Source organism: Enterococcus sp. DIV1682a, assembly GCF_051711005.1.
Taxonomy (GTDB): Bacteria; Bacillota; Bacilli; order Lactobacillales; family Enterococcaceae; genus Enterococcus_B; species Enterococcus_B hirae.
In genome coordinates, this window is the sequence record NZ_JBIOLT010000001.1 from 164,477 (window position 1) to 185,580 (window position 21,104).

General features: G+C 36.5%; 19 protein-coding genes and 1 riboswitch. Of the genes, 12 read left to right on the forward strand and 7 right to left on the reverse strand.

The genetic code is table 11. The features are described 5' to 3' along the window. Positions 1–213: 213 nt before the first annotated feature. The 4 genes from IGJ23_RS00815 to IGJ23_RS00830 all read right to left on the reverse strand — a co-directional run bounded on the left by IGJ23_RS00815 (position 214) and on the right by IGJ23_RS00830 (position 5,241). Complete coding sequence (locus tag IGJ23_RS00815; RefSeq protein WP_034698690.1) at positions 214–1,569, reverse strand: amino acid permease; 1,356 nt, start codon at positions 1,567–1,569, stop codon at positions 214–216. 271 nt (positions 1,570–1,840) lie between these two features. Further along, positions 1,841–2,581, reverse strand: coding sequence for an amino acid ABC transporter ATP-binding protein (locus IGJ23_RS00820; protein WP_010720365.1), 741 nt, complete (start codon positions 2,579–2,581; stop codon positions 1,841–1,843). Between the two features lie 12 nt (positions 2,582–2,593). Beyond that, entirely contained in the window at positions 2,594–4,189 is a 1,596-nt protein-coding gene (locus IGJ23_RS00825; RefSeq protein ID WP_081128330.1) for an ABC transporter permease subunit, read from the reverse strand. 249 nt (positions 4,190–4,438) lie between these two features. Then, positions 4,439–4,613, reverse strand: a riboswitch (Lysine riboswitch). A 325-nt stretch (positions 4,614–4,938) separates the two neighbouring features. After that, the gene (locus IGJ23_RS00830) at positions 4,939–5,241 is read right to left on the reverse strand and encodes a hypothetical protein (RefSeq protein WP_010736843.1); all 303 of its coding nucleotides are present in this window, start codon (positions 5,239–5,241) and stop codon (positions 4,939–4,941) included. 221 nt (positions 5,242–5,462) lie between these two features. On the opposite strand from IGJ23_RS00830, the gene IGJ23_RS00835 reads away from it, so the two are divergent. The 7 genes from IGJ23_RS00835 to IGJ23_RS00865 all read left to right on the forward strand — a co-directional run bounded on the left by IGJ23_RS00835 (position 5,463) and on the right by IGJ23_RS00865 (position 11,786). Next, positions 5,463–6,188 (forward strand): NAD-dependent protein deacylase, encoded by a 726-nt coding sequence (locus IGJ23_RS00835; RefSeq protein ID WP_010736844.1) that lies wholly within the window; start codon positions 5,463–5,465, stop codon positions 6,186–6,188. Beyond that, positions 6,178–7,029 carry a chorismate mutase gene (locus IGJ23_RS00840; protein WP_063626430.1) on the forward strand — a complete coding sequence of 284 codons (852 nt, stop codon included), beginning with the start codon at positions 6,178–6,180 and terminating at the stop codon, positions 7,027–7,029. Before IGJ23_RS00835 ends, IGJ23_RS00840 begins: the two co-directional genes overlap by 11 nt. Then, on the forward strand, positions 7,022–7,543 hold the full coding sequence (locus IGJ23_RS00845; protein ID WP_034698694.1) for a transcription repressor NadR: 522 nt from the start codon (positions 7,022–7,024) through the stop codon (positions 7,541–7,543). Before IGJ23_RS00840 ends, IGJ23_RS00845 begins: the two co-directional genes overlap by 8 nt. Before the next feature lie 257 nt (positions 7,544–7,800). After that, entirely contained in the window at positions 7,801–8,985 is a 1,185-nt protein-coding gene (locus tag IGJ23_RS00850) for a hypothetical protein (RefSeq protein ID WP_063626431.1), read from the forward strand. Positions 8,986–9,065: 80 nt separating this feature from the next. Continuing rightward, on the forward strand, positions 9,066–10,016 hold the full coding sequence (locus IGJ23_RS00855) for a hypothetical protein (protein WP_094940928.1): 951 nt from the start codon (positions 9,066–9,068) through the stop codon (positions 10,014–10,016). A 335-nt stretch (positions 10,017–10,351) separates the two neighbouring features. Next, entirely contained in the window at positions 10,352–10,594 is a 243-nt protein-coding gene (locus IGJ23_RS00860) for a hypothetical protein (RefSeq protein ID WP_438774523.1), read from the forward strand. Positions 10,595–10,709: 115 nt separating this feature from the next. Continuing rightward, entirely contained in the window at positions 10,710–11,786 is a 1,077-nt protein-coding gene (locus IGJ23_RS00865; RefSeq protein ID WP_438774524.1) for a hypothetical protein, read from the forward strand. A 144-nt stretch (positions 11,787–11,930) separates the two neighbouring features. Here IGJ23_RS00865 and def read toward each other — a convergent pair whose 3' ends face one another. Further along, positions 11,931–12,494, reverse strand: coding sequence for a peptide deformylase (def, locus tag IGJ23_RS00870; RefSeq protein WP_010720354.1), 564 nt, complete (start codon positions 12,492–12,494; stop codon positions 11,931–11,933). 248 nt (positions 12,495–12,742) lie between these two features. Here def and rpsO point away from each other — a divergent pair, with 248 nt between their 5' ends. The 4 genes from rpsO (at position 12,743) to IGJ23_RS00890 (ending at position 17,931) form a co-directional block, all read left to right on the forward strand. Beyond that, on the forward strand, positions 12,743–13,012 hold the full coding sequence (gene rpsO / locus IGJ23_RS00875) for a 30S ribosomal protein S15 (protein WP_010720353.1): 270 nt from the start codon (positions 12,743–12,745) through the stop codon (positions 13,010–13,012). A gap of 182 nt (positions 13,013–13,194) precedes the next feature. Then, positions 13,195–15,318 (forward strand): polyribonucleotide nucleotidyltransferase, encoded by a 2,124-nt coding sequence (pnp, locus tag IGJ23_RS00880; protein WP_063626433.1) that lies wholly within the window; start codon positions 13,195–13,197, stop codon positions 15,316–15,318. Positions 15,319–15,552: 234 nt separating this feature from the next. Beyond that, complete coding sequence (locus IGJ23_RS00885; RefSeq protein WP_010720351.1) at positions 15,553–15,810, forward strand: GlsB/YeaQ/YmgE family stress response membrane protein; 258 nt, start codon at positions 15,553–15,555, stop codon at positions 15,808–15,810. Between the two features lie 126 nt (positions 15,811–15,936). Further along, complete coding sequence (locus IGJ23_RS00890; protein ID WP_438774525.1) at positions 15,937–17,931, forward strand: KUP/HAK/KT family potassium transporter; 1,995 nt, start codon at positions 15,937–15,939, stop codon at positions 17,929–17,931. Positions 17,932–18,001: 70 nt separating this feature from the next. Here the strand turns inward: IGJ23_RS00890 and IGJ23_RS00895 are convergent, their stop codons facing one another. Continuing rightward, the gene (locus IGJ23_RS00895) at positions 18,002–18,271 is read right to left on the reverse strand and encodes a hypothetical protein (protein WP_051641764.1); all 270 of its coding nucleotides are present in this window, start codon (positions 18,269–18,271) and stop codon (positions 18,002–18,004) included. A 32-nt stretch (positions 18,272–18,303) separates the two neighbouring features. Beyond that, positions 18,304–19,041 carry a hypothetical protein gene (locus IGJ23_RS00900; protein ID WP_438774526.1) on the reverse strand — a complete coding sequence of 246 codons (738 nt, stop codon included), beginning with the start codon at positions 19,039–19,041 and terminating at the stop codon, positions 18,304–18,306. A 567-nt stretch (positions 19,042–19,608) separates the two neighbouring features. Between IGJ23_RS00900 and IGJ23_RS00905 the strand changes: the two genes are divergently transcribed. Beyond that, complete coding sequence (locus IGJ23_RS00905) at positions 19,609–20,934, forward strand: hemolysin family protein (protein ID WP_010736850.1); 1,326 nt, start codon at positions 19,609–19,611, stop codon at positions 20,932–20,934. Positions 20,935–21,104: the final 170 nt, after the last annotated feature.

Here is a 21,104-nt window from a genome sequence, read left to right on the forward strand (position 1 = left end):
GAGCCAAAACTTGCCTCAGTCGCTTCTAGAAGCTCTAAAACCGAATAAATGGTGAGACAAAAGTGGCATCTTCGGAAATTCCTTCTTATTCTTGATGCGAAACACTTTTGTCTCAATTTCATATTCTAAAGATTTTTTGCGGCTTATAAAAAAGAGAGTCCTAACATACTTTTATCAATCTATTTTTTTTTAGTATGGATTGTTGTCTGTATTTCAAAGTGATTGTTTCTCGTATTTCATTCGATAAATGATCAATAACCCAATAAACCAAACAGGAGTTAAGAGTAAGGCAATACGTGTGTCTTTGCCAAGAAATAAAACTAGACAAATGAAAATCATGTAGGCAAAAACAAGAAAATTACTATAAGGATAAAAAGGCATTTTGAACGTATGCTCTTTTTTACCTAACATACTTTTACGATATTTTAAGTGAGTGTAAACGAGTATTCCCCAGATAAATAAAAAGCAAGTAGTCGCAATACTGCTGACGAGTGTAAATACTTCACTAGGCATCACATAATTTAGGATAACGGAAATAAAAATCACAATAGTTGAAAAAACTAACGCATTTCCTGGTACACGGTGAGAAGTCAACTGACGGAATTTTTTAGGCGCGCTACCTTCTTGTGAAAGAGAGCGTAACATACGTCCTGTACTGTAGATCGCGCTGTTACAAGCAGAAGCCGCAGCACTCAATACGACTAAATTAATCAAAGATGCGGCTATGGTGATCCCAATTTCTGAAAACACTTCGACAAATGGGCTGTTGTTCGCATCTAAGCTATTCCAAGGATAGATAGACATGATAACGAACAAAGAACCAAGGTAAAAAAGAATGATTCGAATAGGAATATTATTGATAGCTTCGGGTAAGACTTTTTCAGGGTTTTTGGTCTCACCAGCAACCAAACCGACTAATTCGATTCCTGTAAAGGCAAATGTGACCATCTGAAAGGAAAGAATGAATCCTTTCGTACCAGTTGGGAAAAAGCCGCCATGTGACCAGAGATTGGTGATACTAGCAGGTCCAGCACTTGTTTTGTAATGGGTAAGAATCATGTAAATACCAACGATAATAAATGCAATAATGGAAACGACTTTGATCAAAGCAAACCAAAATTCTAATTCACCAAATAGTGAAACAGCCACCATGTTTAAACCAAGCAGTAAAATCAGAGCGATCAATTCAGGAAGCCATTGTGGGACTCCTGGAACCCAGTAACGGACATACATCCCGATCGCTGTCAAATCCGCCATAGCGATCGCAACCCAACAAAACCAATAAGTCCAACCTGTTACGAAAGCAACTTTTTTTCCAAGATATTCTGCAACAAAATCAAGAAATGAATGATTATTTGTATTAGATAATAAAAGTTCACCTAAGGCACGCATAATAAAGAAGCAAACGCACCCGGTAATAAGATAAGCCAGTAAAATAGAGGGACCAGCTAATTGAATCGTTTTTCCTGCTCCTAAGAAAAGACCTGTTCCGATCGCACCACCAATCGAAATCAATTGAACGTGTCTATTCTTAAGTCCACGCTGTAGTTCTTGTTGCTCTTCAACCATTGTTTAATCATCCTAACTAAAAAATTTGATAATTTCTATATTAATAGAATTTTCTAAAAATTACAACTTAATTCAGAAAATATTCAAAAATTCATTTTCAAACAAATGCAATCAGACCAATCAATCTAAGAAGAGAGGGCTGATCGACTGATGAATTAATGAATGGTGTTCAAATAGATTGCAGATAAACATGAGAAAATAGTGAATCATTTCCCAAAAAAGGAAAAGCCTTTATCAAAACGAACCTGTCGTTTCGGATAAAGGCTTTCTTCTATTTTTTTAAGATACGTGATAAAAACTCTTTGGTACGTTCTTCTTTTGGATGAACAAAAATATCATCAGAGGTTCCTTCTTCAGCAACAACACCTTTATCCATGAAGATGACACGATCAGAAACATCTTTTGCAAATTCCATTTCATGTGTCACGATAATCATGGTTAAACCAGTGTGAGCTAGGTCTTGAATGGTATTCAATACTTCTCCGACCATCTCAGGATCAAGTGCTGATGTTGGTTCATCAAATAACATTACATCTGGGTCCATTGAGAGGGCTCTAGCGATTGCCACACGTTGTTTTTGACCACCTGATAATTGAGAAGGTTTGGCTTCAATATAACGTTCCATTCCAACTTTTTCTAGATTTTCAAGAGCGACTTTACGAGCTTCGTCTTTGTTTCTTTTTAAGACAGTCGTCTGACCAGACATACAGTTTTCTAAGACATTCATGTTATTGAAAAGATTGAACGATTGGAATACCATTCCGACATTTGTTCGATATTTAGGCAAGTTATATTTTGGCGCAAGAATATTTTCGCCATTATACATAATTTCGCCACCAGTAGGTTTTTCTAAAAGGTTGATGCAGCGTAAGAAAGTTGATTTACCAGAGCCAGAAGAACCAATGATGGTTACAACTTCACCTTTATGGATATCCATGCTGATGTCTTTTAATACTTCATTTTCACCAAAGCTTTTTCTTAAATGATTGATTTTAATGATTTCTTCACTCATGATTCTTCCTCCTTATTCCTGCAAGTTGGCGTTGTCAACTTCTTCAATTTTTGTATAGGCTGAAGGACCATCGATTTTTTTCTCCACTACACGCAAGATTCTGGTAATCGTAAAGGTCATAACCAAGTAGATGATACCTACGATTGTAAATGTTTGGAAGAATTGGAAGTTTGCTCCTGCAGCAGAGTTCCCTTGGAAGAATAGATCAGCTACACCAATAACACTTAAGACTGCTGTATCTTTGATATTGATAACAAATTCATTCCCGGTCGCAGGTAAGATGTTACGTAAGACCTGAGGAACAACTACTTTTCGCATTGTTTGTCCATGTGTCATACCAATTGCTTGCGCTGCTTCAAATTGTCCTTCATCGACAGCGAAAATACCACCACGGACGATTTCAGTCATATAAGCACCAGTATTGATCGATACAATGAATAAGGCAGCAATTGTACGATCAAGGGAGATTCCAAAGGCTAATGCTAATCCGTAAAAGACGACCATAGCTTGAACCATCATTGGTGTTCCACGGAATATTTCAATATAAATCGATAGTAGTAAATTTGCTAACTTTTGGAAGAAACGTGTCACGGCATTGTCAGACTCAGGAATAGAACGGAAAACACCGATCAACAAGCCTAAGGTAGTTCCAATAACTGTCCCAATCAATGCAATAAATAACGTAAGTCCTGCACCACGAAGGAACATATTCCCATATTGATCCCAAATCGTTTTGAAATCAGTGAACAAACCAGCTTTTTCTCCCTCTGTATTTGTTGAAGCGGGTTGATCTTTGATTGCTTGATCCATAATTTCTGTACGTTCTTTTTGAGAGATACCGCTAAGAATTTGGTTAACTTTTTGGATATCTGGGTCACCTTTACGCATTCCAATAGCGATTTGGACATCTTCAGGATTTGTTTGAAAACCATTCTGACCAGTAAATTCTAACATTTTTAAATCTTTATTGACGCTAGTTGCTGTTACCCCTTCAGGTCGTTCGCTGACATAACCATCAATCATACCTGAAGCAAGAGCGGTACGCATCGCAGAGAAGTTATCCATTGCTTGTTGCTTTTGCACATCAGGAATTTGATCGATGACATTATAATGGAAAGTATTCAATTGAGCAGTAATCTTAGCATTTGATAGATCCGCCAAACTTTTTGCATTGGCATATTTACTATCTTTTTTGACGACTACAACAAGTTGTGATTCATAATAAGGATCGGTAAAATCAATTTCTTTTTTACGTTCTGCTGTGGGGCTCATCCCAGCAATGATCGCATCGATTTTGCCAGATTGTAACGCCGGGGCTAATCCATCCCATTTGGTTTGCATGATGACTAATTTTTTCCCTAATCCATCCGCAACTTTTTTGGCAATTTGGACGTCATAACCACCAGCATAGCTTTTTTGACCTTGGATCGGTACAGCGTTGTTGGCATCTGTTTGCTGTGACCAGTTGAAAGGGGCATACCCCGCTTCCATACCTACACGGAACTCATCTGTTGGTGTTTTCTCATCGGCATTCACGAAACTTCCTACAGGGAAGAATGAAAAAATAAATGCCATCAATAGGGTAAGTGTAACTGAACTTTTTTTCATAATCTTTCTCCTTTTCTTTTTACACATACGGCTCGACGATTTCATCAGGAATGAAACGGGCGAAGTTCCGCTTCAGCTAACTTAATTTTACTGTCAGATAGACGTACTTATCAAATTAACTGTTTACGCATAATTTTTTTACGAGCGGTTAAACAAATGCGTTGCAGTAGCTTATCAGGAGAAATAAAAAACGACCGCTTCAAGAATATAAAAGGGTCGCTAACATTTCACAAAAGTGATAAACCTCTCACAAAACATAGCGCAACTTAGCATCACTGCTAAGACAGTCCACAAGCTCTTAACTTGTGTCCCAACGTAAACTTCAAGCAAAGAAGAGTACATTTCGGCGATCTTCCCTAGTCCTGCTTCACGGTGTTTGCTTCACTCCACAGGGTTAATGATTCTCGCGACCTCTACCTCATTGATTGAGGTATCTCGTATTCAGTTATTTATACAAAAAATAGTTTACGATAGACAAAGCACTTTGTCAATCTATAACAGAAGTTTTCTTGTGAAGTATTGATAGCTATAGAAAATTTCTATAATTATACAAAAAATAAGAAAAATGATATTCAAAAAGAGCGAGAGTTGTAAAAGAATAATTATTCATTAAATAAATAAAAATTAGGACACGAATCTATTTAAGTGTCCTAATTCCTACTTATTATATAAAATAAAGCAGTCGAAAAGATGAGCTGCTTAGCAATAGCTGACCCAATCAATCATTTTCGATCCTGACTTTCTGTATATTATGCTGTTTTACTAACTACTTTTTTTTCACGACCTAAGATTGCTTGAAGAATAATCGTTACGCCATAAATAGCCAATATTAGATAAATCAGACTTGAATATTGAGTGATTCCCCAACCCCATGTTCGGAAAATAACTAAGGTAATCGCTAAAACGATCGCAGCAAGTACATTGAAAAATGCAAATGCCCAAAGATTTCCATTTTCTTTACGAGCAAGGTAAAAAATTGAAAAATAAATACTTAATGCTAACCAGGCGATACAAGCTAAAATCACGCCCCAGTAAATAATGGATGGTACCATACCAACTCACCTCACTTTTGTTCTATATGCTTGGTTTATCGTACTATTAGATAGCAATAGTGATGATCATACCGAAGAATCTAGCAGTATTGTAGCACGTTTTCATTGGTTTGTCAGTTTATATTGTGAGATGTTTCTCAAAAAATGAAATCGTTTGAATAAAAAGTACGATCAATCAATAAACGAAAGATAGATGTATAATAAAAGAGAGGTGAAAGGAAATGAAAAAAGTAACCGTTGAAGAAGCGGTAGCAACAATAGCCACTAGTTCAAAAATCACTTTCCTAACTGGCGCTGGGGTATCAACGCCTTCTGGTATTCCCGACTATCGATCGTTAAAAGGAATCTATCATGGATTGGAACAACCCGAATACCTTCTAAGTCATGAAGCAATGAACAATGAGCCACAAAAATTTTATTCATTTGTGAAAAAAATCTATCATCCAACAGCAAGACCAAATATTATTCACTTAGAAATGGCAAAGTTAGCCTCAAAAAAGCAAGTTTGGGTAGTTTCCCAAAATATCGATGGATTACATGAAAAAGCGGGAAGTCCAAAACTTGTGAATTTTCACGGAAATCTTTATCATTGCTATTGTAGGAAATGTGGGAACACCGTTTCTTGGGAAACCTATTTACAAACAGATCAACATGCAACCTGTGGGGGACAAATTCGACCAGATATCGTGTTGTATGGGGAGGGATTTAATGATGAAGTCATAGAGCGAGCAACATCGGCTGTTCAACAAGCAGAGTTGATCGTCATCGTCGGAACGAGTTTTCAAGTACACCCGTTTTGTGACTTAATCCAATTTCGTAATACGAAGTCTCAAATCTTAGTAATCAACCAAGAGCCAATCCAGTTAGACCAAGAATATGATTTTCTACAAACGGACGGTGCTATAGTATTTGAAAAATTATCAAAAGGAGCAAATTATGACCATTAGAACAGAAAAAGAAAAAATGATTGCTGGCGAATTATATTTTGCTAATGATCCGGAATTGGTAGCGGATCGTCAATACGCAAGAAGCCAAAGTACGATCATCAACCAAGCAGAAACAGCAGAGCTACGTTCTCAATTACTAAAAGAAACCTTTGGAAAAACGGGAGAAAAAATCTACATGGAGCCAACGATCAATTTTGATTATGGTTACAATATTTGTGTAGGTGAAAACTTCTATGCGAACTACAACTGTACATTTTTAGATGTAAGTACGATCGAAATCGGCGACAATTGCATGTTTGCGCCAAATGTTCAACTTTATACAGCCACTCATCCACTTCATCCAGTGAAAAGAAATAGTGGCTTAGAATATGCGAAACCAATCAAAATTGGTCATAATGTCTGGCTTGGTGGTGGTGTGATCGTTACGCCAGGTGTTACGTTAGGAAACAATGTCGTAGTTGGAGCGGGTTCTGTTGTAACTAAATCTTTTCCTGATAATGTAGTGATTGCAGGCAATCCTGCTCGAGTAATCAAAAAAATATTAGAAGATCAACAACCAGAAAAACTTGAAGACTTACGTCAAACAATCGATCAGATTGATCAACAAATCGTCAAATTACTAGAAAAACGTATGGACACGGTAACGAAAATTGGCGAAGCCAAACAAGCAACGAAAAAAGCAGTCTATGACGAAAAAAGGGAGCAAGAAGTATTAGAAAAAATCGCTAGTCGGTTAGAAAATACGAAATATAAAGAAACGATCACAGCGACATATATCGATCTTATGAAACATTCTCGTGATTATCAAAATGAATTGAATGGGGAGAAAGTGGATGATTGATGGAGAAGCACGGCGCAAAGAGATTCTGCATACCCTGGCAAATGAAGAAAAACCGGTCAGTGCCAGCAAATTCGCTTCACGTTTTCAAGTGAGCCGTCAAATCATTGTCGGAGATATTGCGTTGTTGAGAGCATCAGGTGCGACTATTATTGCAACGGCAAGGGGTTACGTTCTTGAAACCAATGAAACACAGAACGGCTTAGTGAGCAAGATTGCTGTCCAACATGGTCGTGAGCAAACAGAAGAAGAGTTACGCTTGATCGTTGAAGCTGGTGGCGAAGTTTTAGATGTCATTGTAGAACATCCCTTATATGGTGAGTTGACAGGCATGCTTCATATCCAAACAACTCAAGAAATTGAATTGTTTATGAAACGCTATAAAAAAAGTAATGCTACGTTGTTATCTGAGCTGACCGATGGGATTCATCTGCATACCATCCGTTATCCAGATACTAATGTGTTGAGGACGATTAAGCAACAGTTGATAAAAGCAGGAATTCTCTACGAAGGCTAATGAAGAGCAGAGTAGTCTGGGATGAATATATAAGAACATTAAATAATAAATAACTGGTATGATTTGTCCATTTATGAATCGTACCAGTTATTTTATTTTTTTGAAAAAATAAGTGTTCGACTATTTTATTTATAAATTACAATAATACGGAATATGAATAATTCAAGCACTATTCTTCTACATAATAAAAAAATAGTGGGAACCAAGTTTAGCAATAGATGTTTTTAATACATACTAAAGTAAAGGAGTTAAACCAAATGGATAAATTCACTAGCAAAACAGTTCAAGGTAATGGGGAAAAGGCTAAAGTCACAGCAAACATCCAAGAAAACGCAGAAGTGAAAGACCAAAAAGAAGTAAATTCCAATATGCCTTTTATCCAGCAAAAAATAGAAGAAATTTTCACTTTACAATGGGGAATTCAAGAAGTAGGACAAAAATTAGAACAAAGATTTGTACAAGAATTAGCAGCAAAACAAAGCTTCATTAGCCTCTGTAAAAAAAATCAGAATCAGAATATTGAGGAAATTAGTAACAAATTCAACGAGTTAAACAAAACAAGTGGAATAGTCAATCCAATTCCGACTTTCATCAATCAAAAGTTAGAAGAAACTTTCCTATTGAACAAGCGTATTCTGGAAATACATGACACAACAGAAATAGATAGTAAGTCAAAGAAATCAATGATTGAGAACTTAGAAAATTCGAAGGATAAGCTTATGGATCAATTAATTAAGAAAGTTAGTGAAGAATTCAACGAACTAAGAATGGATAAATCAATTAGCGAAACAGTTCAAGGCAATGATGAAAAGGCTGAAGTCACAGCAAACATCCAAGAAAACGCAGAAGTGAAAGACCAAAAAGAAGTAAATTCACCAAATAATCTACTGAAAACAAGTGGGACAGTAAATACAAATATGCCTTTTATCCAGCAAAAAATAGAAGAAATTTTCACTTCACAATGGGGAATTCAAGCAATAGGACAAAAAGGAGAACAAGTATTAAATAAATCAAGATTTGACCGCGTTACATACTTTAAAAACCAGAAGAATCAGAATATTGAGGAAATTAGTAACAAATTCAACGAGTTAAACAAAACAAGTGGAATAGTCAACCCAATTCCGACTTTCATCAATCAAAAGTTAGAAGAAACTTTCCTATTGAACAAGCGTATTCTGGAAATACATGACACAACAGAAATAGATAGTAAGTCAAAGAAATCAATGATTGAGAACTTAGAAAATTCGAAGGATAAGCTTATGGATCAATTAATTAAGGAAGTTAGCGAAGAATTCAACAAATTAACAAAAGAACAATCAAAACAGACATTAAGAAGCATGAAAGAAATACAAAAGGTAAAAAACACAAGACAAAATCCTTTATCTAAAAGGGCAAACTCTTCACCACAAAAAGCAGAACCAGATCAAAAGAAGTCAAGATAGTAATATAAGTTGCAATAACATTGAATATGAATTATTCAGGTACTATTTTTCTACATACTAAAGTAAAGGAGCTAAAACAAATGGATAAATCAACTAGCAAAACAGTACAAGGAAATGGTGAAAAGGCTAAAGTCACAGCAAACATCCAAGAAAATATAGAAGGAATTTTTATATTTGACGAAGTGATTCGAGAAACTCAAGAAATGGTAAGAACAAAGGAACTGATAAGATCAGGAGAATCACTGATTGCGATCTTAATAAATCGAAAGGAACAGTATATTAAGGAAAATAGCAGAAACCTCAACGAATCAAAAAAAGAACAAACACAACAGGCATCAAGTAACATGAAAGAAATGAAAAAGGTAAGAAATACAAATAAAAAGCCTTCATTGCTAAAGGTAATGTTCAATAAACTAATGAGAAGGTCAAAAAATAAGGACAAAAAAGAAGTAAATTCCCCAAATAATCCAATAGAACCAAGTGGAATTGAAAATACGTCTTTACTCAAACAAAAGATAGGAGAAATTTTCATATTTGACGAAGTGATTCGAGAAACTCAAGGAAAGGAACTGACAGAATCAGGAAAAAAAGTGAGTGAGTACGTAAAAAATCAGAAGAATCAGCTTATTGAGGAAATGAGCAAAGAATTCAATGAATCAGACAAGGCAAGTGGAATCGAAAACCCCGTTTCGTCTTTAATCAATCAAAAATTAGAAGAAAATTTTGAGGCGAATCAATTCGTTCAAAAATACGAAAAAGATGTAAGCACACATACTTCCGCAATGGTACTATCGATTAAGTTATTAAAAAATAAGAAGTATGCTATTGAGGAAACTATTGGAAAAATCAACGAATTAAAAAAACAACCACAACAGACATTAAAAAGCATGGAAGAGGTACAACAGGTAAAAAATACAAGACAAAATCCTTTATCTAAAAGGGCAAACTCTTCACCACAAAAAGCAGAACCAGATCCAAAGAAGTCCAAGATAATGCAACAAGTAGGCCAACCGGATCAAAGTCGGTCATGATATCTGAAATGGTTAAGGTAAGATCGTTACACTAAGAGAATAATATTGTAGTACAAGAGTTTACGTACTTGAAACTAATGAAACAAAGAACGGCTTAGCGAGGAAAAGAGTTGCCTGGGCTGAATATATAAGAACATTAAATAATAAATAACTGGTATGATTTATCCATTTACGAATCGTACCAGTTATTTTATTTTTGGGAAAAAGAAGGAAGAAACTAGTTTAATTTTCTAAGTAAAATGGGACAATAGGAAGTTTTGTAGCTGAATTTGTTTTTTGATACTACTTCTTACAGAAGCATTCGTGACATAAATAAAATATAGGAGTTGAAGCGCATGATAGGATGGATCTGTCAGTTTGAAGATGTGATTCGCTTTTTGGATGATGAAATTAGCGTAAATTTAAAGCAAGCTAACTTACGAATAGCAACATTCAATGCATGTTCAAATAAAAATCAGACTGAAATAAGCCTCCTAAATAAAGGGGAGGATGCTCAATCTAAGCTAATAAAAGAACAATCTCAACGCTTGTCTATGAAAAATTATGCACAGAAAGATCTTAGTTATCTATCGAAATAAAAGCTTGCTGAATATGCAAATATAGCAGAACAGCGAATCATCGAATGAAAGACAAAGAATTCTGGAGATAAAGTACTGGAACAACAAGCTAGTTTTTGGAAGGGGTACAATAAAGTTGCTATCTGAATTAAAGAGTATTGAAATGTTGGAAAAGCGGAAAAGAAATATAATAGAATTCCCCTTTTTATACGAACAAAGCACCGTTGAAAAAACGATCAGTTGGTTCGATGAAAACTGGGGATCGGATTTCGATAGAAGTGGGCGTACAAAGGCTCTCTTAACAAAGAACCTTACCATTTGCCAAGAGGATCTAGAATTTAGAGCACAAGCAGATAAATTACAAGATGAGGTGAATAAGCGACCTGTTTCAGAAATAAATGCATTTTTAAGAGCAGTGGCAGAACGAATAGTTAAAATACAAACAAAACTACAAGAAATCGAATTAAACTCTTCTGAATTTGACTGGCGGCCCCCATATTCTGCAAAAAAAGAATTAGAGAAGTGGAAAAGTTTCGTGGTGGAAATATACAAGTCGCAGGCTGTTCTGATACAACCTGATCTATATGATAAAAATACAGTTGAGGATAAAATAAAACAATTGCCGAGTAATAATGCCACGCTCTTTAATTTGATGGCTAGAAAAAGATGCGAGAAAGATCTTGCGTTACGATCTGAAGCAGAAACAATAATTGAAAATATAAAATGCAAAACTACTCCAGAAATAGTACATGTATTAAAAAAAATAGAAGGTCAAATTGAAAAAATTAAAGTTGGGATCAATAAATTAAAAGTATCAAATTCTGAATTAGAGATAGAAATTACTAAAAATCAATTAATGCAAAAAGATGAGCTAATAGGAGAACGCAAAGATCAATTAAAAATCTTGACTCAGCAACTTCGTGCTCAGCGAGAGAATCAATGCTATGCGCAACAGAACGGAGAAAAACAGTTAGACAAATGGATGGAAATGATTGGTGAAATAAAACGTTGGGCAAAAACAAACAAGATAGACCTATTGGAGTTGGAAAAGAATCTGACGTTAAGCCCATCTCCAGAGAATCTAGGGCAGAAAAAGATAGTAGAAGGCACAACTAGAGCGGGAGGTAAACTTGAACGACAAGAAGAAAAGTTGGGAGAAAATAGACATAGTAAAGACAGAAACCAGTTTAATGGACAACGAACACATCGCTGATTCTTAGTAATATAAAAAAGGAGTGGGGCTCCCCACGTCAAAAAGCAACATCTTCGAAAAAATGAGTAGCGATTTCCGAAGATGTTGCTTTTTAGTTCAATTTCTTACGAGTCATTTAGATTGAAATACAACTTTCAATCATTTTTATTCAATCACCAATACGCCTTCTTTAAGGGCAAATGGATTCTTTTCGTTGATATGGTCGTAGAACATCACACCGTTGATATGATCAATTTCGTGTTGGACAACGATTGCCTCATAATTTTTCAAGCGGATTTTATGTTTCTCGCCATTCATATCTGTATAAGAAACCGTGATCTTAGCGTGGCGGACTACGTAGCCAGGTACTTCTCGGTCAACAGATAAACAGCCTTCTCCTTCGCCAAGGCAAGCATCTTGAACTGAGTGACTAAGGATTTTTGGATTATACATTACCGTACTTAGCGTGGGTTCTGTTACTTCTGGATCAGGGCTTGGCACGTGTACAGCAATGATGCGTTTAGAAATATCTAGTTGAGGAGCAGCTAAACCAACCCCTCCACGTAAGTTTAATTCTTCCGCTTTGATTGGATCTTGGCTATTTTTCAGGAATTCGAGCATTTCTTTTCCTAGGTCGATATTTTCTTTGCTTAATGGGAGAGCAACTTCTTCAGCTACTTCCCGCAAAGTAGGATTTCCTTCACGGATGATATTATCCATTGTGATCATGGAATATGTACCCCTTTCTTTTTAGACAGTTATACGTCTATTTTCGCATTATAGTTTAACATAAAATTTAAAAAGTAGGAGAAAGTTTGTTTAAAAACTAAATTTTCTTAATGATTCTTCACTTGATTTCTCCCGTAGATTCAGGTAAAGTATAGCTGTATGCGTAAGGCATATCGCCTGTTACTTGGTTAAGCGAATCACCAACGTTTTACTCAGTCACAGGGGAATAATCGAAAGAGGTGAAAGAAATGGCAATTTCAAAAGAACGTAAAAATGAAATCATCAAAGACTATGCACGCCATGAAGGGGATACTGGTTCTCCAGAAGTACAAATCGCTGTATTAACGGAAGAAATCAACCACTTGAATGAACATGCACGTATGCATAAAAAAGATCATCATTCATACCGTGGCCTAATGAAAAAAGTTGGTCACCGTCGTAACTTGTTAGCTTACCTACGTAAGACTGATGTACAACGTTACCGCGAATTGATCAAACGCTTAGGTCTACGCCGTTAATTTTGACAAAAAGAGTGGGGTTCAAATGAATCTCACTTTTTTTACTGTAATACCTAATACAACCATTCTCGAAAAAAGCATGATAGACTCCTACTAACCAAATGAAAGCTGGATAAGCGACGTTTGGCGGTTTTCATTTGTTTAGTAGCGTCTTGCTTTCACGAGAAAGAAAAGGAGTAATTATGTCAGAAAAACAAATATTCAAAACGACATGGGGAGGCCGTCCCTTACAAATCGAAGTCGGTCAATTAGCAAAACAAGCGAACGGAGCAGTTTTAGTTCGCTATGGAGATACTGTAGTTTTAAGTGCGGCAGTTGCTTCAAAAGAAGCAAAAGATACTGACTTCTTCCCGTTGACGATCAACTATGAAGAAAAGATGTATGCTGCCGGTAAAATTCCTGGAGGATTTATCAAGCGTGAAGGTCGTCCAAGTACAGAAGCAACTTTAACGGCTCGCTTGATCGACCGTCCGATCCGCCCAATGTTTGCGGATGGCTTCCGTAACGAAGTTCAAGTAACCAACATCGTGATGAGTGTTGAAACAGATTGTTCACCTGCGATGGCTGCAATGCTAGGTTCTTCTTTAGCATTATCAATTTCAGATATTCCATTTGATGGACCAATTGCTGGTGTCGAAGTCGGCCGTGTGAATGGCGAATATGTCTTGAATCCAACAGTTGAACAAGCGGAACAAACAGATATTGAACTAAGTGTTGCAGGTACAAAACAAGCAATCAACATGGTTGAAAGTGGTGCGAAAGAAGTTTCTGAAGAAGATATGCTTGGAGCATTACTATTTGGTTTTGATGCAATCAAAGAATTAGTTGCTTTCCAAGAAGAAATCGTCCAAGCTGTCGGCAAAGAGAAAATGGAAGTTTCTTTGTTACAAGTAGATGCAGATTTGAAAAAAGAAATCTTTGATGCTTCTTATGCTACGATGAAAACGGCTGTTATGACAGAAGAAAAACTAGCTCGTGAAGACAATATCGAACAAGTAAAAATCGATATTCGTGAAGCTTATGCCGAAAAATTTATCGGGCATGAAGAGGAAGATCAATTACTAAAAGAAGTAAAACAAATTACTGAGGACTTAGAAAAAGATGTAGTTCGTGAATTGATCACGATCGACAAGATCCGTCCTGATGGGCGTAAATTGGACGAAATCCGTCCACTAGCTTCAGAAGTAAGCTTGTTGCCACGGGTGCATGGTTCAGGTTTGTTTACTCGAGGACAAACTCAAGCATTATCTGCTTGTACCCTTGCGCCACTAGGTGAACACCAAATTATTGATGGACTGGGAGTAGAAGTTAGCAAACGATTCATCCACCATTACAACTTCCCACAATTTTCTGTTGGTTCAACAGGGCGTGCGGGATCACCTGGTCGTCGTGAAATCGGACATGGTGCTTTAGGTGAACGTGCGCTAGCACAAGTGATTCCTTCAGAAGAAGATTTCCCTTATACAATCCGTTTAGTGGCAGAAGTTTTAGAATCGAATGGTTCTTCTTCACAAGCAAGTATCTGTGCTGGGACATTAGCATTGATGGATGCCGGTGTACCAATCAAAGCACCAGTTGCAGGGATTGCAATGGGACTTGTTTCAGATGGCGAAAACTATACGATTTTAACAGATATCCAAGGATTAGAAGATCATCTGGGAGATATGGACTTTAAAGTGGCTGGAACTAAAGATGGGATTACTGCTCTACAAATGGATATTAAGATCCAAGGGATTACGGAACAAATCCTAAAAGAAGCGCTAGCCCAAGCAAAACAAGCACGTATGGAAATCTTAGAAGAATTGACTTCAACGATTGCAGCACCTCGTGAAGAATTAAGCCCATATGCACCGAAAATCGAAATGATCCAAATCGACCCTGCGAAGATCAAAGATGTGATCGGTAAAGGTGGCGACACAATCAATGGTATCATTGAAGAAACTGGTGTGAAAATCGATATCGATCAAGATGGTAAAGTAAGTATTGCTTCATCTGATAAAGAAATGATCCAAAAAGCAATCAAGATCATTGAAGACTTAACCAAAGAAGTAAAAGTCGGTGAGGTTTATCTAGGAAAAGTAGTTCGTATTGAAAAATTTGGTGCTTTCGTTAACTTGATCAAAGGAAAAGACGGATTGGTTCACATCTCTCAACTTTCAAATGACCGTGTCAATAAAGTAGAAGATGTAGTCAAATTGGGTGATGAAGTCCTTGTCAAAGTAACTGAGATTGACAAACAAGGTCGCGTAAATCTTTCTAGAAAAGCGATGTTAACAGAAGATGGTTCTGAAAAAGAAACAAAATAATCGTTCAAACGATAAAATAGCAAAAAGAGTAATCTGAAGGGTGAAATGCCTACGCCAGTGAAAAATACTTGTTTTTGCTACATTGAAAAAGAAGGAGTGAGACAATGTCTTACTCCTTCTTTTTATAGCTAAAATCCCTCTGGAAAGTTTACTTGGATAAAAGCTATTCATAATCTTTGGTCTAATTTTCAAAATAACGTAAAATAAAGGTGTATTTTTTAAGGAGGGAACGAGATGCTTTATTTTTTTCTGACTTTGATCGTTGGTGGCGTTTTAGGTCTGTTCGCTGGATTGATCTTAAATGAGGATGTACCTGGCGGTGTCACTGGAAATGTAGTGATCGGCTTTTTAGGAAGTTGGTTAGGAGAATTTGTTCTTGGTGAATTAGGTCCCTCGATCAAAGGATTCTACCTCATCCCTTCATTGCTAGGAGCTCTTTTTTGTCTCGGTGTGTATTCATTTTTAGCAGACTATATCCGTCGACATTACTAAATGAAATCTTGTATAATGATTTGACACTTCGTAGGGGTCTCTAGTTAAGTAAATCACATGAAATAAAAGATCAATGATTTGTGAAGAAAATACGATAGTGAACGAAAGTAGAAAAGAGGGGGACAATTGACAACAAAACACAACACTAAAAAAATTTCAATGGCTGGTCTATTAGTTGCGATGGGCGTAGTTTACGGAGATATTGGAACGAGTCCACTATATGTAATGAAGGCCATCGTAGAAGATAACGGAGGACTACGAGGTATCAATCCTGAATTTGTCCTTGGTTCGGTGTCATTGATTTTTTGGACACTAACATTACTTACCACAATCAAGTATGTGGTGATTGCGTTAAATGCCGATAACCACGGTGAGGGTGGGATTTTTTCTTTATATACACTAGTCAGGAAAGGGAGTAAATACTTGATCGTACCAGCAATGATCGGTGGAGCTGCTCTACTTGCTGATGGAGTATTGACCCCAGCGGTGACTGTCACGACAGCAATCGAGGGGTTAAGAGGTATCCCACAATTTTTTGATCGATTCGGTAACGATCAAAATATTATTGTCATTATTACATTAGTCATCATTTTCGTATTATTTATGGTTCAACGATTCGGTACCGAGATAGTAGGAAAAGCGTTTGGTCCGATCATGTTTTTATGGTTTACTTTTTTAGGTGTGATGGGTTTAATAAATTTCAGCCAAGACTGGACGGTGATCCGAGCGTTGAACCCCTACTACGCGATTCGCCTACTTTTTAGTCCAGACAATCGATTAGGTCTCTTTATTTTAGGAAACATCTTTCTGGCTACAACAGGGGCGGAAGCATTGTATTCTGACTTGGGGCATGTGGGGAAATTAAATATCCGTTTAAGTTGGCCTTACGTTAAACTTTGCTTAGTATTGAATTACTTCGGACAAGCGGCTTGGTTACTGAATATTTATCAAAATCAAGAGGTGCAACAAATCAATAATCTCAATCCATTTTTCCAAATGTTACCTAAAGGTTGGTTGATTATTGGCGTTGGGTTTGCTACGATCGCTGCGGTCATTGCTTCACAGGCTTTGATTACTGGATCATTTACATTGGTATCAGAGGCGATTAAGTTAAAACTCTTACCACGCTTGAAAATCATGTATCCAGGAAACAGTATCGGTCAGATGTATATTCCCGCGGTTAATTTGATTTTATGGTTGGCTTGTTCGTTGATCGTGGTTACTTTCCGAACATCACATCATATGGAAGCAGCCTATGGACTTTCAATTACTGTCACGATGTTGATGACGACGGTACTTCTTTATTTCTATTTGATCCAAAGCAACTATTCCAAATGGTTCGCCTGGATTGTGTCTTTCTTTTTTGGTGCGATCGAGATCATCTTTTTCATCTCAAGTATCGTGAAGTTTTTCCACGGAGGGTTTGTTGCGGTGTTGATGGCGATCATTATTTTAGCTGTCATGTTCATTTGGGAACAAGGAAATATCATCCGTGAGTCTGCTGCGGAAGATGTGGCATTAAAAGATTACATTCCACAATTAGCGGAATTAAGAGATGATCACTCATTGCCACTTTATCAAACTAATGTGGTGTTCTTAGTACCAGATATGGCCGAAGGAAAAGTTGGTAGACAATTTGTCTACTCGATTCTGGACAAACGACCAAAAAGAGCACGTGTATATTGGTTCGTACATGTGGAAGTGACGGATGAACCTTATACGAAAGAATACCAAATCGATATGATGGATACTGATTTTGTCGTACAAGTGAATCTCTTCTTAGGATTCAGAGTACAACAAGAAATCAATGTCTATGTTCGTCAAATCATTCACGATTTGATGAAACAAGGAAGATTACCAAAACAACCGCAGACTTACTCGTTAACTCCGGGAAGAGAAGTCGGTGATTTCCAATTTATCTTGATTGATGAAGTGATCTCAAATGTGACGACTCTCAGCAAATGGGAACGACAAATCATGCAAGCAAAACTTGCAATTAAAAAAATTGCGACCACGCCAGAAACTTGGTTTGGCTTGGAGTATAGTGAAGTAAAGCATGAAACAGTACCTTTACTAATTGGTGTAACAAGAAAAACGTGGTTAAAAGAACGGAAAAATTAAACTTTAGCGAATAAAGTATTCAATGGGAGAGACATTTCTTGGAATGTTTCTCCCATTGTTTTTGGGCTATTTAGCGTTGCAAAGAGAGTTTAGCTTTTTTAGGCTCGCTTAGATGTTTATTTGAAATACTATTGATTGCTTTTCTTTTTAAATCTTTTAGGTGAGATTTTCCTAGGTAGATGTCAATTTCATTTGGTTCTTGTTGCATTTGCTTTATGTAAACTTGGGTTTGCGTCTTTTTATATGCGAAATTCATCTTAGCGAGGTGTTTTTTAACACCAATTTCGATTACTTTTTGAGTTTTTAGAATGATTTTTTTTCTTAGTATTTCAGCATCCAACTTTGGTAATTCAAGGTTATTAATGATGTTGTTTAGGCTGTGTAACGTTTTTTTTTCTTTGCGATTATTTTTATTTTTTGATTGAAATTCGATATTATATTCATTTTGTTTGCTTCAACTATTTTTTTTGTGTTGGCTAAACGGTCCATTGTTTTTGGTAACTGGAGGTTAGCCATAATAAATTTAATACTTCTGGCTTTATAGTTTAATTTAGACAAAGATGTTAAGCATTCGTTTGGGCCACGTTCTTTACACCTCGTGTTCCACTGGTCAATCGTATTTAGTAGTTCTTGGTTGGATTGAAAATCTGAAGTGATAGTTGATCGCTCTGCCGTAATGATTTTATCTGATTCAATGACTGGATTTATCGTTTCTGGTAAGTAAAGATTCGCTATGATAAATTTGATCATTGAATCATTATAGTTACAGGTAGCTAGAAAAGCGAAGGTTTCATCAGCACCGTTTAGTTTAAGCATTGCGTTCCACTGGTCAATTGTGGTTAGTAACTCCTGATCAGATGAAAAACCTGATTCCACCACCGTTTTTCCCAGAACATTTAACAAGGTTTCAATCTGTTCTTTATCTGTTCCTGCTGGCAAATGAAGGTTGTTTATAATATTTTTGATACTTTCAGTTTCATAATTAAATGTAGTTAAATAGGCTAAGGTTTGGCTTAAGCCGTGAATTTTCAACATTCGATTCCACAAGTGAATACTATTTTCTGATACTTTCATTAATTTGTGTTCTTTCAGAACTTGACTAAGGGGCATAAGATAATCTCCTTTTGATTTTTTTACTAGAACTATTGTAAAGGAATCGATCAGACAAAGAGTCTTCTTTTTTCGGCTATATGAAATTTTAGTTTTGGATAAAAGCTTGACAAAGCTTGCTAAGTTAAAAGAGTTTTGTTGTTCAAGAAGAGACTGGGACAAAACTTGTCTCAGTCTCTTCTAGTATCTCTGAAAACGAATAAACGGTGTTCAAAGAGCTGACCTTCGGCGATAAGTCAAAAAATCTCAAAACATGGGGAGCTGTTTCGAGATTTCCATCCTTAACGCTCAGGTCAAAACACTCTTTTCACGACCTCTTGTTCACGGTGAGACAAAAGCAGCATCTTCGGAAATAAGCCGAAATTTACCAAAAATTTGAGAAGCACCGAGTAGGTAACAATCAACATCAAAAACAAGTATTTGTGTTTCTTGTCAATTTTCGGAAATTTCTTCTTATTTCTTGATGCTAAACACTTTTGTCTCAACCTCCGATGTGATCGTGGATCGTTGATTTAAATTATTTTTCGAAAAGAGGTACAATAGGGGAGAGAAGAGAGGTGGGAAGTTATGGTACTTAATTTTGCCATATTATTTTTGATGATTGCGGTGACTTCTTTTTTTGTAGCTAGTGAATTTGCATTAGTTAAAATCAGACGTTCACGTTTAGAACAATTAGAAAGAGAAAATGTAAAGAATGCCAAATTAGCATTACATGTCACGCATCATTTAGATAACTACTTGTCGGCTAGTCAATTAGGAATTACCTTGACTGGGTTGATCATTGGTTGGGTTGGCGAAGGCTCAGTGGCGGCGTTACTAGAGCCTTGGATCGGTCGATTGCCGTTTAGCTCAGCATTGAGCGGAACGATTTCTGTCGCGTTAGGGTTTATCTTAGTGACATATATCGATGTGGTGATCGGAGAACTTTTACCTAAAAGTTATAGTATCGTGAATACAGAGCAAGTGGTCTTATTTGTTGTACGTCCGTTGCATTATTTTTATAAAGCAATGTTTCCTTTTATTTGGGTGTTGAATCATTCTGCTGCGGCTTTAGGAAAAGTATTAGGCGTGAAATTAGTTTCAGAAGGAGAAGAGACATTATCTCAAGAAGAATTGACGTTAGTGGCTATGAATTCTTATGAAAAAGGAGAGTTGACGAAAGAAGAGTACTATTATTTAGAAAATGTCTTTGAATTTGATGATACGTTGGCAAAAGATATCCAAGTGGATCGAACCTCTATGCAGGTTTTTGAAGCTGGTGAGACAGTGAAAGATGCAATTCAAGCTTCTATTCAAAGAGGTCATACCCGCTACCCCGTTATTTCTGGGTCAAAGGATCACGTCCTTGGTTATGTTACTTTACCAGATTTGATTAAGCAGTCGTTTAAAGACGATCAATTAACAGTGGATGAGTTGGTGGAAGAACCAATCGTTACTTCAGAAACGATCCCCATCAAAAAACTGTTGACGATCATGCGTAAAAAAGGAAAACATATTGCTATTTTAAAAGATGAATACGGGGGAACGAGTGGTTTAGTGACGATTGAAGATATTTTAGAAGAAATCGTAGGGGAAATTCGGGATGAAACGGATTTGGATGAAGCATTGATAGCGAAACAAGCAGATGGGAGCTATATTGTTTCAGGAAAATTGACGTTAGATGATTTTGGTCGTTATTTCCACGTTACGATCCCTGAATTTGAAGAGTCTACTTTTATCACACTATCTGGATTTATGTCGAACCATGAAAAAAACATCAAGACAGGTACAGTGATCCAAATTGATTCTTTTCAATTTACGGTGTTAGAATATAACCATACGCATGTGGACTATTTTAAAATCAAAAAACAAGAAATAGCAGAAAACAGTATCGATTCGAATAAAACAGAATGAAGAATCTGGGATAAACAAAATCCTACATTTCACGATCAAAAAAAATGAGAGAAGTAAGACAAAACATTCTAACCACTACCAAAAACGAATAAACCGATGTTTATACTTTCTTTTTGTCCCTTAGTCGGAAGCTTCCTACTCATTTTGGTGGACGGATCTCTTGATCATAA

Coding starts and splice junctions, on each gene's coding strand:
- IGJ23_RS00815 (WP_034698690.1), bottom strand. CDS start 1,569: ATGGTTGAAGAGCAACAAGAACTACAGCGTGGACTTAAGAATAGACAC.
- IGJ23_RS00820 (WP_010720365.1), bottom strand. CDS start 2,581: ATGAGTGAAGAAATCATTAAAATCAATCATTTAAGAAAAAGCTTTGGT.
- IGJ23_RS00825 (WP_081128330.1), bottom strand. CDS start 4,189: ATGAAAAAAAGTTCAGTTACACTTACCCTATTGATGGCATTTATTTTT.
- IGJ23_RS00830 (WP_010736843.1), bottom strand. CDS start 5,241: ATGGTACCATCCATTATTTACTGGGGCGTGATTTTAGCTTGTATCGCC.
- IGJ23_RS00835 (WP_010736844.1), top strand. CDS start 5,463: ATGAAAAAAGTAACCGTTGAAGAAGCGGTAGCAACAATAGCCACTAGT.
- IGJ23_RS00840 (WP_063626430.1), top strand. CDS start 6,178: ATGACCATTAGAACAGAAAAAGAAAAAATGATTGCTGGCGAATTATAT.
- IGJ23_RS00845 (WP_034698694.1), top strand. CDS start 7,022: ATGATTGATGGAGAAGCACGGCGCAAAGAGATTCTGCATACCCTGGCA.
- IGJ23_RS00850 (WP_063626431.1), top strand. CDS start 7,801: ATGGATAAATTCACTAGCAAAACAGTTCAAGGTAATGGGGAAAAGGCT.
- IGJ23_RS00855 (WP_094940928.1), top strand. CDS start 9,066: ATGGATAAATCAACTAGCAAAACAGTACAAGGAAATGGTGAAAAGGCT.
- IGJ23_RS00860 (WP_438774523.1), top strand. CDS start 10,352: ATGATAGGATGGATCTGTCAGTTTGAAGATGTGATTCGCTTTTTGGAT.
- def (WP_010720354.1), bottom strand. CDS start 12,494: ATGATCACAATGGATAATATCATCCGTGAAGGAAATCCTACTTTGCGG.
- rpsO (WP_010720353.1), top strand. CDS start 12,743: ATGGCAATTTCAAAAGAACGTAAAAATGAAATCATCAAAGACTATGCA.
- pnp (WP_063626433.1), top strand. CDS start 13,195: ATGTCAGAAAAACAAATATTCAAAACGACATGGGGAGGCCGTCCCTTA.
- IGJ23_RS00885 (WP_010720351.1), top strand. CDS start 15,553: ATGCTTTATTTTTTTCTGACTTTGATCGTTGGTGGCGTTTTAGGTCTG.
- IGJ23_RS00900 (WP_438774526.1), bottom strand. CDS start 19,041: ATGCCCCTTAGTCAAGTTCTGAAAGAACACAAATTAATGAAAGTATCA.
- IGJ23_RS00905 (WP_010736850.1), top strand. CDS start 19,609: ATGGTACTTAATTTTGCCATATTATTTTTGATGATTGCGGTGACTTCT.